This window comes from Gilliamella sp. ESL0443 (assembly GCF_019469165.1).
In the GTDB taxonomy this organism is placed as follows: domain Bacteria; phylum Pseudomonadota; class Gammaproteobacteria; order Enterobacterales; family Orbaceae; genus Gilliamella; species Gilliamella apicola_E.
The window spans coordinates 644,317-659,012 of sequence record NZ_CP048263.1 but is presented as its reverse complement, the minus strand read 5'-3'; the positions used below and the strand labels follow the sequence as shown (position 1 = coordinate 659,012).

Below are 14,696 nucleotides of genomic sequence, written 5' to 3'. Positions count from 1 at the left end.
CACACCAATATGAACGTCACTCAATTTCATACTCTAACTGATCAACTTTTTAATCAAATTGAATCATACCTTGATGATTATACTGATGAGCATGATATTGATTTAGATTACGAAACTAATGGTAATGTTATTAATATCAGCTTTCCAAATAACAGTAAAATTATCATCAATACTCAAGAACCTTTATTTCAAGTTTGGTTAGCAACAAGAAAACAAGGCTATCATTTTGACTTTATTAATAACAAATGGATCTGTAATCGTTCAGATCAAACATTTGAAGATATTTTTACCCAAGCAGTACAAGAACAATCTGAATAATTTTCATAAAAAAATAGGCGGCAAATTAATATCTAGCGCCTATTTTATTTAGGTAGATGGCATTTATAATAATCTCAGATTTGCTAATTTTATTACTAACCATTTAATACCAACATCAACGAAAGCGATTTGAACTCGCTTATGATCACCTTCACCATCAAGATTGATAATTGAGCCCTCACCAAAACGGTTATGTTTAACCTTTCTACCTAATGTATAACCATCATCTTCCTTTTTCTTTTTAGAATAAGATTTTTTACGTTCTTGATAAAACTCATCATCTTTATTTTGGTAACCAGATCGCCCTCCAAATGAAGAGAAACTACCTTGGTAATAAGTTTCATTTAAGTTTTCAACTGGCAACTCATCTAAAAAACGCGAAGGTAAATTTCGTTCTTCTCGACCATAGAGTCGTCTTTGTTCTGTCAATGAAAGTGTTAAGTTTTTTCTTGCTCGCGTTATACCAACATAAGCTAAACGCCTTTCTTCTTCCATTTTATCGACTTCTTGAATAGAACGCTGTGTAGGGAAGATACCCTCTTCCCAGCCTACAATAAAGACATTGTCAAATTCTAATCCCTTTGCTGAATGTAGCGTCATCAGTTGGACAGAATCTTGGTCAGTACCCACATCACGGCTTTCAAGCGATGTAACCGATAAGAATGATTCTAAAATTGTTAATGGTTTACCTGTTTCAGCATCCTCAATCACGGTATTTTGATTAACACGGTAAAATTGCTCTGCTGCAGAAACAAGCTCGTCAAGATTTTCTAACCTTGCCTGACCTTTAATACCCGGCTCTTGTTCATACATTCGCAAGACACCTGATAATGTAATAATCTTCTCTAACTGTTTATAAAAAGGTAAGTCATTAACTTCAGCGTGAATCGATTGCATTAAATGGATAAATCGATTTATGTCTGTAAGTTGTCTATCAGAAAGTCCCTTCTTTTCAATTAAAGTTAAGCAAGCATCCCATAACGACATATTTTTATGCTTAGCAAAATGTCTAATTTTATCTAAAGTAACTTGGCCTATACCACGTGTTGGAGTATTTATAGTTGCTTCAAATGCCATATCATTGTTATGGTCATGTAATAGACGTAAATAAGCAAGAGCCAATTTAACCTCTTGCCTTTCATAGAATCTAATCGAGCCATAAATTTGGAAAGGTATGCCATTTTGCATTAATGTATCTTCAAAAATCCGAGATTGAACATTATTACGATACAAAATCGCGCAACTAGAGTAATTTTGACCTTGCTCATGAAATTTTTTTATTTGGCCAACAACAAATCTTGCCTCATCAGCATCATTAAAACTTCTGTAAAGCAAGATTTTTTCACCATCGCCACTATCGGTCCATAAATTTTTACCTAACCGATTCTTATTGTTAGCAATCAATTTATTTGCAGAATCTAAAATAAACCCTGTGGATCGATAATTTTGCTCTAAGCGAACAATTTCAGTATCGGGGTAATCATTAATAAATAATTGAAGATTATCGGCATTAGCACCACGCCAACTATAAATTGACTGATCATCATCACCAACAATCATGATATTAGCTGTATTACCCGCTAATTTTTGTACGAATCGATATTGAATTTTATTAGTATCTTGAAACTCATCAATGAGAATATTTGAGAAACGATTACGGCAATAATCTAAAACATTTTCATCTCTACAAAGTAATTCATAAGCTCTCAGAATTAACTCAGAAAAATCAACATAACCAACTTTATCGCATATTGCTTGATAATCACGATAGATCGCTTGCCACATTACTTGTTTTGGATCTTCTGGCAGCAGGTCTTTAGCACGTAATCCTTTCTCTTTTTGCGCAGAAATATAATTAGCACACTCTTTTGCTGACCATTGCTTTTCATCTACTTGAAGTTCTCGGAAAATTCTCTTGATAAGTCGAATCTGATCTTCTGAATCAATAAGCTGAAAATTGTCTGGAAGGTTAGCTTGTTGAGGAAACATGCGTAATAAGCGATGAGTCAAACCGTGGAAGGTACCTACCCACATTCCATTTAAATATCTTTCACCAACTAACGATTCAATTCGTTCTTGCATTTCAGCAGCAGCTTTATTGGTGAAAGTAACCGCAAAAATCGAACCGGACGAATAATTCTTCTCAACACAGAGCCAAGCAATTCGATGGACAAGTACACGAGTCTTACCACTTCCGGCACCAGCAAGTACAATAGTATATTGATTATCTGTAACTACTGCGGTTTGTTGTTCTGTGTTAAGATCTTCTAATAATGATTGCTTAATGTTCATTATGTATTAATCCATTCCGATTACATAAACCACTATTAATTATTGATATATTGAATCTTTTTAAAATTGCCATTTTCTTTATAATATTTATTGGTGAGTCTATTAAAAAAATAAAGACAGGTAGTAAATGCAAACTTATTTACATCTAACTGTACTGTCTTTTTATACACATATGCGATAATTATAACAGATTATCTAATTCTATCAATCGGCTTATCTCAATATGAGGTAAGCACCTTGCATCAGTAAGATGATAAATATCTTGCTCAAAGATATTTATCCAACACGATAAATAACCGTTATTAATGGCGCCATTAACATCAGTCTCTAAATTATCACCGACATGTAATATATATTTATTGGGTATGGATAATTTTTTTGCAGCCAAATCAAAAATTTCTGGAAATGGTTTTGAACGTCCATCCGGTCCACCGCGTAAAGAAAATTGGAAATAGTCTCCCAATCCGATTTTATTTACATCGACATTACCATTAGTAATTACAGCTAATGGATATTTTTTTGCTAGTTTAGTTAATAAAGTATGTGTTGATTGAGGAACAACCATCTTATGGCGCCAAACATTGAAACAATCTACCGCATCATCAATTATCTGAGAATGTTGAGATACGGGTATATTAGTTCTACTCAATAAAGATTTTATAGTGTCTATCCGCCAAACTATCACATCATGATAAACTTCCGGATTGATTGAGAGCACCAAACTTTTTTCTTGGAAATATAAATCTAATGTTAAATTTTGAAACTGTTCATATTTCTGTAATTTTTTTATCATTTCCTCTTCAGCTTTATCTACAATCATACTATTATCATATAGAGTATCATCTAGATCGAAAGTGATCGCTTTAATGCAGTCAATTGAACGATAAAAATGCATTACTTTTTCCCTCTTTTAGCTCGTGGATGAGCAGAATCATAAACTTCCGATAAATGTGAAAAATCCAAATGAGTATAAACTTGTGTAGTGGATAAATCAGCATGACCTAGTAATTCTTGTACTGCTCGCAAATCGCCACTCGATTCAAGCATATGCGTTGCAAATGAATGGCGTAGTTTATGTGGGTGAACATGTGAACTTAATCCTTGTTTGATACCCCATTGAGCAAATCGTTTCTCCACATTACGAGGAGAAATTCGTTTCCCCAATTTAGAAATAAATAGTGCATCATCCTGCGGTTTTAATTCATTTCGCATGGTTAACCAATATTCAATCCATTTTACAGATTCTCGCCCTAAAGGTAATTTCCGTTCCTTATTACCTTTTCCCATTACCCGGACTTCCCCTTCCCTTAAATTTAGCTCTCGACAGTTAATGTTAACTAATTCAGAAAGACGTAATCCAGAACCATACATAACTTCTAGCATAGCTCTATCGCGCACAGATAATGGATCGTTATATTCAATATCTAGTAATTGATTAACCTCATCAATATCGATATTTTTAGGAAGATGCTGACCTAATTTAGGATTAACTACACCTCGAGCAGGATTGACGGAAATCATTTCATTCTTCACCATCCAATCGAAAAAACTTCGCAGAGCAGACAGTCGTAAGGAGAGACTTCTTGCTTGTAAACCGGTTTGCCGACTTCTGCTAATTAATAATCGTACAGCTGACGAATCAATAGTTTGCCATTTTTCAATATCCAGATCCTTGGTTAAATCGATAATGGCATAAAGTTGACGGCGATAATTAACTTGTGTGTTTAGGCTAAGTTGTTTTTCTGATTTTAGATAGTTTAAGAAATGCTCAACCGGCTCAGCTAATAAAGTGGAATAATTTGGATTAGTTTTAGCCATCATCGTTCCTTACTTTTTTCGCATTATCCATTTTTCAATCAAAATAGGTAATATCTCACTAACTTTCTCTAATAACAAAGTTCCTTGCCCAACTTGATAATGTTGTGGATCTGGGCTAGTAAACATCAAAAGACCGAGGTCCCCAAATTGACCAAATAATGATAATGCAACTGATCCGACATAACCATGCTGCGGTAATAAAAAATCTAATTCAGTTGTGTTTAATTGACCCAAATAAAATTGACTATACTGTAGATGACGAACACGAATAAAATCAAATTGTAATGAATTTAAGGCTAAATGATGATAGCTAGATGGCGCACTAAGTAACCATTTATCATCGAAAAGATATAAATAAGCACCATTTAGCCCTAAATCTTTAGCCCAATTTTTTAAAGATACAATTAATTCATCTACATCTTTTGCTTTAATTAAGTCGAATTGCAATTTCATTAACTGATTAAAAAGCAGTTCATTAGCACTAGCATGCTCCATTAGCATGGTAATTTCAGACTCTAACTGATTAATTTTATTACGCTGTCTAGCCATGTGCCATTCAGGTAACGAAATAATTCCGCGAACTGGATGTGGTACACGCATTCGTTCAATCTGAGCAGCATTACGAATGAAGAAATCAGGATTATCAATGATATACTGACTGACCATTTCATCATTCAATTTGACAAAGTTTTTTTGTCGACGATGAGGCTTATATTTAACTGTCTGTGTTTTTTTAATGACCATAATTTATTTCTATCGTACTCAGTATCAAATCCTAAATTACATCAGTTATTAAATTGAAATATAACCATCATATACATGTGTTGCTGGTCCAGTCATATAAAGGGGTTGCTGATTGCCTTTCCATTCGATAATTAATTTGCCACCAGGTAAATTAACATTTACTCGTGGATTTAAGAGTCCTTGATTAATACCAACTGCGACAGCCGCACAAGCACCAGTACCACAAGCCTGTGTTTCACCAACACCTCGTTCAAATACGCGCAAATTAATATTATTTCGATCGATAATATGCATAAAACCAATATTTGCTTTTTCAGGAAAACGTTCATGTTGCTCTAACAGTGGACCAAGCGTTGATACTTGAGCTGTTAATATATCATCAACCTGAATAACACAATGCGGATTACCCATTGAAGCAACGCCACACAGAACTGTTTGTTCTTGTGCACGAATAATATAAGTTTTTTCTTCTTTAATGGCTTTGAAAGGAATTTTACTCGGCTCAAAAATAGGGGTTCCCATATTAACACGTACGGTTTCATCATCATTAACCGTCAATACAATATTACCTTTCATAGTACTTACTTTTAAAACACGTTTTTTCGTCAACCCTTTCAAACGAACAAAACGAGCAAAACAACGTGCACCATTACCACATTGTTCCACCTCTGAACCATCTGCATTAAATATGCGATAGTGGAAATCGCTTTCTGGCGAATAAGGTGGTTCAACAACAAGTAACTGATCAAAGCCAATACCGGTATAGCGATCTGACATGCGTTTAATCAATTCGCTCGAAAGATGAACATTTTGCGTTAGTGCATCAATAACCATAAAATCATTACCTAATCCATGCATTTTAGAAAAGTTCATCTTTGCTTACCTTTTTTTAATTACCTATTACTCTAATTAAGTTTAATTAATAAAGCGCTTTATTTGCCAAGCGAATGAGTCCATCGCATCACACACTCTTAAAAGATTATAATACTAATTCACCACGCCATAAATCATCAAACGTCTCACGTTTTCGAATTAACTTATGTTGTTTTCCTCCTTCAAGCAAAACTTCAGCTGGACGTGGGTGACTATTATAATTTGACGCCATACTAAAACCATAGGCACCAGCACTACAAATAACCAATAGATCACTTTGTTCAACGGACAACTCTCGTTGATAAGCTAACACATCGCTAGATTCGCAGATTGGTCCAACGATATTGTAACATTCTTTTTTATCAGAACTTTTTGGTTCTCTGACTGGTAAAACTCGCATCCAAGCTTTATAAAGAGCTGGTCGAATTAAATCATTCATTCCCGCATCAACAATAGCAAAATAGTTACCATCTTGATGTTTAGTGTATTCAACTTTAGTAATTAATAAACCAGCATTAGCCACAATTGAGCGGCCTGGTTCAAAAATAATTTCAAGATCAGCATAATTGGTTAATTTCGCAAGTAACTCTGAAACAAGTGTAGATGCAGAAATAGGTGTTTCATTATCATAACAGACCCCTAATCCACCACCTAAATCAATATGTTCAAGGTGAATATTTTCTGCTTTGAGTTTATCAACCAATATTAAAATCCTATCAGCAGCATCTAAAAATGGCGATAATTCTGTTAATTGAGAACCAATATGACAATCAATACCAACTATCTTAATATGATTTAAGCTAGCCGCTTTGCGGTATACATCAAGGGCTAATTGATAACTTATGCCGAACTTATTTTCACGCAATCCTGTTGAGATATAGGGATGGGTTTTGGCATCCACATCAGGATTAATTCTTAATGAAATTGTTGCAATTTTACCTAATTGTTGAGCAATTTCGTTGATACGATATAATTCCGCCTCCGACTCAACGTTGAAACATTTAATACCAACTTCAAGCGCACGTTTGATTTCTTCAATAGATTTTGCGACACCAGAAAAAACTATCTTTCTAGGTTCGGCACCTGCTTTTAGCACCCTTTCTAATTCACCCTGCGAGACAATATCAAAACCGGCACCAAGTTTAGCCAACAAATTTAAAACCGATAAATTACTGTTAGCCTTAACTGCGTAACAAATTAGATGTTTCTTATCTTGAAGAATTTGCTGATAGGCAAGAAATTGTTTTGTCATATGAGCAGCAGAATAGACATATAACGGAGTTCCATATTGCTTTGCTAGATCAGCGATAGCGACTTCATCTGCCAATAACTGACCATTACAATAATGTAAAAATTTCATTGAATTATTCCTTTAAGCTATGTTACTCACATCATTAGATTGAACAAATGTGCTTGACTGCTCATTGGGATAATATAATGGGCCTTTTAAACCACAACCAACTAATGTCAAGATGGCTAATAATATGGAGAATAATTTGATCATTGATTTCATATAATATTCGCAATTCTTTCATTTTGTTATAATGGTCATTATATTACACGATAGGCCAATTGGTGGAAAGAATAAATAAAAATCTCTTAATATTAATATGTTGCTATAAAAGAGTTTAATAATGATCTTAAGCTTAAAAATAACATGTCATTCTGATGCGTTCTGATGACTATTTTTTAATTCGACTGAATAGATAAAGCCCAAATAAGACATTAATTGAGCTTTATATCATTTTTATTACAAATAAATTAGGAGAATAGTGCATATCCTGCTTGGGATGCCATAGCATTTAGGCTTTGTTGAGCAATAATAATATTTTGCTTCCAATTATCATCTTTAGCCCACATTTCAATCACAAAAGGAGCACAATAATCCATTAATTTTAATGTATTAAAAATGGCCGGAAAATCAACTTCGCCTTCACCAATAACTAAATCTCGAAATTGCCCAGAATAATTAGATTTAACTTTTTTGGTATCTTTAAGATGAATTTGCACAATATGATCACGACTTAATAATAGTTCGGTGCACACATCATAATTCCAACCAGAAATATTACCAACATCCGGATAAGCCATAAAGTATGAAGACGGTATTTCCCTTTTCAGAATCTCGAATTTACTTAGTGAATTAAGATAGTCAGTATCCATTATTTCTACCGCAAGCATAATACCTGCTTTTTCTGCTTGTTTGGCACTCCACTGCATACCTTCAATAAAGCGTTGATGGGTTTGATTACTTGCTGGTTCATAATAGACATCATATCCTGCAAGCTGAATGACTCTGACACCTAATTTATAAGCAAGTACTATTGCCTTGTTCATTATGTTTTTTGCTTGTGCGCGAATATGTTCATCATTGGAACCGAATGGATATTTTCGATGAGCACTTAAACAAATAGAGTGCAAAGCTATGCCCATTTGTTCTGACAAATGACGTAATGAATAAATTTGATCATCAGACCAATCCAGCCTTGCTCGACGTTCGTCTGACTCATCAATGGATAATTCAATAAAATCGAATCCTAATGCTTTTGCTTCATTAAATTTTTGTTGCCACGTTAAATCATTTGGTAATGCTTTTTCATAAATACCAATACGAGGCGTGTTTTTTTTGATATTTATTGCTCTTTTTGTCATAATCTAAACCTAATAAAAATGGAACAATATGCATTGCAGTTGAATTGACAACTGCAATATACCAATTACCAATATTTAGCTATCTGCTCTCTTAAAGTTTGTGCAGTTTGTTGACCATTTTGATTAGCAAGAGCACGACCAGCAATAAAGGCTTTCGTTTTGATTCCTGCAAAAAGATGAATATCTTCAGGTACAATACCGCCCGTGATAGAGAGCTCAAGGCCTAAGTCGGAAAGTTGACGCATTTTAACTAAGTCTTCTTCACCCCATCCTAATCCAGCTAATTCTGCATCACGAGAACGATGATAAATGGCCTGCTTTATACCTAACTTTCGCCAAGCTTTGGCATCATCTAGAGTCCAATGACCATATAACTCTATTTGAATTTCGCCATTAAATTCATCAGCAACTTTTTTGCAGGCTTCAATAGTTGCAATATGTGCAGCCGCTGAAACAGTTAACCAATTAGCACCTGCTGAAAAAGCCATTTTGGCTAAAATCGCGCCACCGTCGGTAGTTTTTAAATCACAAACCAAGATATGGTTAGGGTATTTTTCTCTTAACGTTTTAACGCCACCAATACCTGCTCCAAAAGCAAGAATTGTTCCCACTTCGATAATATCCACAAAACCAGCAACATTTTTTGCAACTTCTAAAGCTGGTTGTAATTCTGTTTGATCTAATGCGATTTGTAGTTTAGGTTTTGTCATTTTATTTGCCCTCTTGCATTCTATTTTTGACCATAATAAGCATTCGCACCATGTTTACGAAAATAGTGCTTGTCCGATAAAGCTTGTTGAATTTTTATTGTTTGATTAAGTTGACGTGTAGAAATAGCCATCATTGCGACTTCTTCCAATACGACTGCATTATGCACAGCATCTAAAGCATTTTTACCCCAGCAAAATGGAGCATGACCAGAAATAACTGCGCCCGGCATCGCTTTAGGATCGAGCCCGCGTCGTTTAAACTCTTCAATAATCACCAGTCCAGTATTTTTTTCATAATCATTTGCTATTTCGCTATCGGTTAATCGACGCGTACATGGCACATCACCATAAAAATAGTCAGCATGGGTTGTTCCTAAGGCAGGTACATCGAGTTCTGCTTGCGCCCAAATAGTCGCATAACGAGAATGCGTATGAACAATACCACCAATATCTTTAAATGCTTTATAAAGCTCAAGATGAGTAGCGGTATCACTTGATGGATTGAGATGACCTTCGATAATGTCACCATTTAGTGCAACCACTACAATATCATCAACTTTCATATTGTGATACTCGACACCTGATGGCTTAATAGCAATAACACCTTTATCACGATCAATCTCGGACACATTGCCCCATGTAAATGTCACCAAATGATATTGAGGCAATGTTAAATTAGCTGCTAATACTCTTTCTTTTAATGCTTGATACATAAATTAGCCTCCATTTAATGCCTTATCGATGACCGCATAAACATCTTCTTTGTTTTTGCACGCTCTTAACTTATCAAGATTGACTCCGGTTTCACTGGTTTCATCATCTAACACTTGGGTAACCTCCATTAATCCTTCCATGTGTTGATCTGATGTACTTCCTGCTAAAGTAACAAGCACATCAACAGGTTCTTCTTCGTCATCGAAATAAACTGGTTGATTAAGGGTTACTAAAGCAAAAGCAGTACGATTGACTCCATCTTCTGGTCTAGCATGAGGCATGGCAAAATTAGGTGCAATAATAATATAAGGCCCCATTGTTTTAACGCAGTGGATAATTGCGTCATAATAAGACGGTTTAATTGCATTTGAAGCGACTAACATATCGGTACCTAATTTGACAGCTTCTTGCCAATTAGCAGCATTTGCTTTTAATAATATTGAATTATTTTCAATTAATGATTCTTTCAAAGCCATCGTTGTACTCCTTTCTTCTCTTTATATTTAATCGATTATTGAGCAAGTACTTTTTTAATAATCTCAATAAGCTCATCACCGAATGTGTTTGGATTAAGCATATTTTGTACACCTAAAGCATGTTGTCCTTCATTAACTTCGATTTCGTGAATCAAATGTTTTGAAGCAACAATAATGTCAACATTGGGTAAACGCGATTTGTAATCAGTTACCGCGCATGAATCCATCACATTTGCAATACCTTTCTTATCTAGATAATTAGCTATTTTCATTTTCATCATCATTGAAGAACCTTGCCCACTTCCACATACCGCAAGGATACGTATCGGTCGACCTTCAGCCACGGCTACTTCATCCATTTTATCTACCACGGCTTCATTAACATCTTGTTGATTATCGTTATATTCTGGATGATCTTTTTGCATTGCTTCTTCTTGTTTAAGCTGTTTTGCAGCAAAAAACATATAAACTAAAGCTAATGCAATTAATAAATAGATGAATAAATGAGAGAATGATAAGCCTTGTAAAATTGGTGGGAATAAAATTGCCCAATCAGCCATACCCATCCAAGCGTCAATAGGAGTACCATTTTGAGCAAAAATGTGAATGACCCAAGCTGAACCAAATACTTCAATCATGCCCATAACAAAACAGAGTTTCATCACCGCCTTCCAACCACCAAAATGGTTTGCAAAAACCCCAATTGTCGCATTAGAGAAGAACATTGGAATAAAACCAGGAATAATCATAATCGGTGATTTGAAAATAAGTAATAAAGCAATCGCTAAAAATTGTCCTAATGCACCCCAAATAAAACCAAATACCATAGCATTAGGTGAGAATGCATAAATCGCAGCACAATCTATTGCTAATACTGCATTAGGGATCAATTTTTCCGAAATACCTTTAAATGCCTCAGATAATTCAGCTACAAACATTCTTACCCCACCAACGATAACTTGTATGGCAACAGCAAATTTCAATCCTGTTTCAAGAATATAAATAGTCCAATGAGTAGAGCCAGCCATAGATTGCAAATTATCCAAACCAAAAGAAAGCAAAATAATGCCAAAAAAGAATGTCATAACAATTGCTGTAGCAGCGATACTGTCATGAAAGATATGTAACCATTTAGGTAATTTAAGGTTATCAACAGAATTGGCTTTATCGCCTAATTTTGGTGCCAATTTAACAGCAATCCAAGAACCAAGTTGTTGCTGGTGTCCAATTGAAAAACCAGCACCACCAGTCACCGCTTCGGTAGGCTTAAACATCATATTGGAAAATATTCCCCAATATAACGCTGTAATGATTGCTGAATAGATTATTGTTTCCCACATGCCATAACCGAAAAGGAAATAGAATAAAGTAATCAACCCTACTTGTTGGAACATGATATGGCCTGTTAACATTATGGTACGAATACCGGTAATACGGCGAAAAATGACTAAAACAATATTAATTGCTAGTGCTAATAAAACCGCATATCCTACCCACGAATACTGATCACCCATACCGTTTTCAACAGCAACCATTGATGCATAAGTGTCAATGATAGATCCTTTAATACCATGATATTCAGCTAATTTGGCAATAACCGGCTTAAAGGTCGAAACCAACACATTTGAACCCACTTGTAACAACATAAAACCAACAATGGTTTTAATTGTTCCTTTTAAAATTGTGGTTATGTCTTTGCGTAAAAGACAATAACCAAGCATTGTCACCAAGCCTAGTAACAAAGGTGCTTTCGTCATGACTTGACTATAAAAAATGTAGAAAATGTTATAGATTACTTCCATATGCCCCTCTCATTGGTTATTGGACACTGTTTGCATTACAAATCCTTATCAACTTTTCAAAGCAGGATAATTAACGCTATCCAGATGCCACTTATATGGTTGTTTAGTGTGAGGTTAGTTTTTTTCTTAAAACTTAACTCAGTTAATCAATCGTGATTCATTAACTGATATTTATCTTCCATAATCACAATTAATCATTCAATGATTATTTATGATTATTTTGACGTAGATCACTTTTCTATAACAATCAACTGTAAAACTGTGATGGATATCACATTATCGCTAAAAAAAACACCATGCAAATCAAATTATTGTTATATTAATCAATAGATTAAATTATTTTATCTTTAATGAGACATGATCAACGATTGACAATAAACCCAATGATAATTATTATCACAAATAATCAAATTAGCTCATAATATTATAAGAGGTTATCAATGAATGAAATTGTGCGACACAACGAAATTGTTGCTTTAGTCAATGAAAAAGGTGAGTTAAAAGTCACAGAATTAATTGAAATTTTCTCCATTTCTCCGGCTACAGCTAGAAGAGATATAACTAAACTTGCTTTAGATGGGCGAGTGCGAAAAGTACGTAATGGTATTTTACGGTTAGAAGAACAAAAACCTATATGGGCACCAATAGATATCAATAATACCGATCACTATCATGAAAAAGCACGCATCGCGATACGTGCAGCTAAACTATGCGAAAGTGATGAAAACGTTGTGATTAATTGCGGTTCAACAGCATTTTTATTAGGGCGTGAATTGTGTGGTAAAAATGTCTCAATTATTACCAATTATTTTCCATTAGCCTGTTATTTAATTGAACACGATCATGAAAACGTCATCATTATGGGAGGGTTATATAACAAAACACAAAATATCATACTCAACCCTATTGCCAGCTTTACTGATTCTTATGCAGCAAAATGGATGTTTACTAGTGGCAAAACATTAACACCAACTGGTCTTTATAAAAATGAGATCTTAGGTGCAGTTGCAGAACAACAAATTTTAGAAAAAGCTGAAAAATTAGTTGTGGTGGTAGATAGCTCAAAAATCGATACTAAAGCCAACTCCGGTATGCTTTTTTGTCCTGTAAATAAAATCGATATTTTAATTACAGGTAAACAAGCGAATAAAGAAGTAATCGATTGCATAAAAGAGCAAGGCGTAGAAGTAATATTAGTTTAACTATTAAATGAAGAAAAGGAACATAGTATGAGTAAAGTGAATGAAATTACCCGTGACTCTTGGATTTTAAACACTTTTCCTGAGTGGGGAACTTGGCTTAATGAAGAGATAGAAAATACGGATGTTAAACCTAATACGTTTACCATGTGGTGGCTTGCTTGTACGGGAATTTGGTTGAAATCAGCTGGTAACACCAATATTTCTGTCGATTTCTGGTGTGGTACAGGTAAAAAAACCCACGCCAATCCCTTAATGAACAAACAACACCAGATGATGCGCATGGGAGGTGTACGTGAATTACAACCTAATTTAAGAACCAGCCCATTTGTTTTAGATCCATTTGCTATTAAACAAATTGATGCCGTCATGGCGACACATGATCATGCGGACCATATTGATGTCAATGTTGCAGCTGCAGTTATTCAAAATTGCTCACCAGAAGTAAAATTTATTGGTCCTAAAGCTTGTGTCGAATTATGGAAAAGTTGGGGTGTACCGGAAGAACGCTGTATTGTTGCAAAAGTAGGTGAAACCTTACATGTTGGTGATATTACGATTCATGTTTTAGATTCATTTGATAGAACATCACTTGTAACTTTACCTAAAGGTGTTTCATCAACAGATAAATCCATTTTAGATGGGATGAATGATCGTGCAGTCAATTATTTATTCGAAACAACCGGTGGTTCACTCTACCATTCAGGGGATTCTCACTATTCAAACTATTATGCAAAACACGGTAATGATTATAAAATTGATGTTGCTCTTTTATCTTATGGCGAAAATCCACGTGGTGTAACCGATAAAATGACTTCGTCAGATATTTTACGCGCAGCAGAATCTCTCAACACTAAAGTGGTCATTCCATTCCACCATGATATTTGGTCTAATTTCCAAAGTGATCCTCGCGAAATAGAAGTATTATGGGATATGAAAAAAGACCGCCTAGAATATCAATTTAGACCATTTTTTTGGCAAGTTGGTGGTAAATATACTTATCCTACTGATAAAAATAAAATGCATTATCAGCACTATCGAGGATTCAGGGATATCTTTACCGATGAGCCGGAATTACCATATCGTTCATTCTTATAA

At 34.7% G+C, this 14,696-nt stretch carries 15 protein-coding genes; 3 read left to right on the top strand and 12 right to left on the bottom strand.

Translation table 11 applies throughout. The features are described from left to right. Positions 1-9: 9 nt before the first annotated feature. Positions 10-318: an iron donor protein CyaY gene (gene cyaY / locus GYM76_RS02995; protein WP_220225837.1), complete on the top strand. Its 309-nt coding sequence runs from the start codon at positions 10-12 to the stop codon at positions 316-318. Between the two features lie 63 nt (positions 319-381). Here the strand turns inward: cyaY and uvrD are convergent, their stop codons facing one another. From uvrD to GYM76_RS02935, 12 genes are all read right to left on the bottom strand, one after another. Beyond that, on the bottom strand, positions 382-2,610 hold the full coding sequence (uvrD, locus tag GYM76_RS02990; protein ID WP_220225836.1) for a DNA helicase II: 2,229 nt from the start codon (positions 2,608-2,610) through the stop codon (positions 382-384). A gap of 181 nt (positions 2,611-2,791) precedes the next feature. After that, entirely contained in the window at positions 2,792-3,505 is a 714-nt protein-coding gene (yigB, locus tag GYM76_RS02985; RefSeq protein ID WP_220225835.1) for a 5-amino-6-(5-phospho-D-ribitylamino)uracil phosphatase YigB, read from the bottom strand. Then, a complete protein-coding gene (gene xerC, locus GYM76_RS02980; protein WP_220225834.1) occupies positions 3,505-4,428 on the bottom strand; it encodes a tyrosine recombinase XerC in 924 nt (307 codons plus the stop codon). Before xerC ends, yigB begins: the two co-directional genes overlap by 1 nt. 9 nt (positions 4,429-4,437) lie before the next feature. Next, on the bottom strand, positions 4,438-5,172 hold the full coding sequence (locus GYM76_RS02975) for a DUF484 family protein (RefSeq protein ID WP_220225833.1): 735 nt from the start codon (positions 5,170-5,172) through the stop codon (positions 4,438-4,440). A gap of 48 nt (positions 5,173-5,220) precedes the next feature. After that, positions 5,221-6,045, bottom strand: a complete 825-nt coding sequence (gene dapF, locus GYM76_RS02970) for a diaminopimelate epimerase (RefSeq protein WP_065563132.1) — start codon at positions 6,043-6,045, stop codon at positions 5,221-5,223. A gap of 106 nt (positions 6,046-6,151) precedes the next feature. Next, positions 6,152-7,405 carry a diaminopimelate decarboxylase gene (lysA, locus tag GYM76_RS02965; RefSeq protein ID WP_220225832.1) on the bottom strand — a complete coding sequence of 418 codons (1,254 nt, stop codon included), beginning with the start codon at positions 7,403-7,405 and terminating at the stop codon, positions 6,152-6,154. Positions 7,406-7,417: 12 nt separating this feature from the next. Continuing rightward, the gene (locus tag GYM76_RS11070; RefSeq protein ID WP_370632603.1) at positions 7,418-7,549 is read right to left on the bottom strand and encodes a lipoprotein; all 132 of its coding nucleotides are present in this window, start codon (positions 7,547-7,549) and stop codon (positions 7,418-7,420) included. A 257-nt stretch (positions 7,550-7,806) separates the two neighbouring features. After that, entirely contained in the window at positions 7,807-8,697 is an 891-nt protein-coding gene (locus GYM76_RS02955; protein ID WP_220225831.1) for an L-ribulose-5-phosphate 3-epimerase, read from the bottom strand. A gap of 65 nt (positions 8,698-8,762) precedes the next feature. Beyond that, positions 8,763-9,407, bottom strand: coding sequence for a 3-keto-L-gulonate-6-phosphate decarboxylase UlaD (locus tag GYM76_RS02950; RefSeq protein ID WP_220225830.1), 645 nt, complete (start codon positions 9,405-9,407; stop codon positions 8,763-8,765). A gap of 20 nt (positions 9,408-9,427) precedes the next feature. Beyond that, positions 9,428-10,120, bottom strand: a complete 693-nt coding sequence (locus GYM76_RS02945) for an L-ribulose-5-phosphate 4-epimerase (RefSeq protein WP_065733833.1) — start codon at positions 10,118-10,120, stop codon at positions 9,428-9,430. A 3-nt stretch (positions 10,121-10,123) separates the two neighbouring features. Further along, positions 10,124-10,597 (bottom strand): PTS sugar transporter subunit IIA, encoded by a 474-nt coding sequence (locus GYM76_RS02940; RefSeq protein WP_220225829.1) that lies wholly within the window; start codon positions 10,595-10,597, stop codon positions 10,124-10,126. Between the two features lie 35 nt (positions 10,598-10,632). Further along, a complete protein-coding gene (locus tag GYM76_RS02935; RefSeq protein ID WP_220225828.1) occupies positions 10,633-12,399 on the bottom strand; it encodes a PTS ascorbate-specific subunit IIBC in 1,767 nt (588 codons plus the stop codon). Between the two features lie 440 nt (positions 12,400-12,839). Between GYM76_RS02935 and ulaR the strand changes: the two genes are divergently transcribed. Next, the gene (ulaR, locus tag GYM76_RS02930) at positions 12,840-13,601 is read left to right on the top strand and encodes an HTH-type transcriptional regulator UlaR (RefSeq protein WP_065563139.1); all 762 of its coding nucleotides are present in this window, start codon (positions 12,840-12,842) and stop codon (positions 13,599-13,601) included. 27 nt (positions 13,602-13,628) lie between these two features. Further along, positions 13,629-14,696, top strand: coding sequence for an L-ascorbate 6-phosphate lactonase (gene ulaG, locus GYM76_RS02925; RefSeq protein WP_065563140.1), 1,068 nt, complete (start codon positions 13,629-13,631; stop codon positions 14,694-14,696).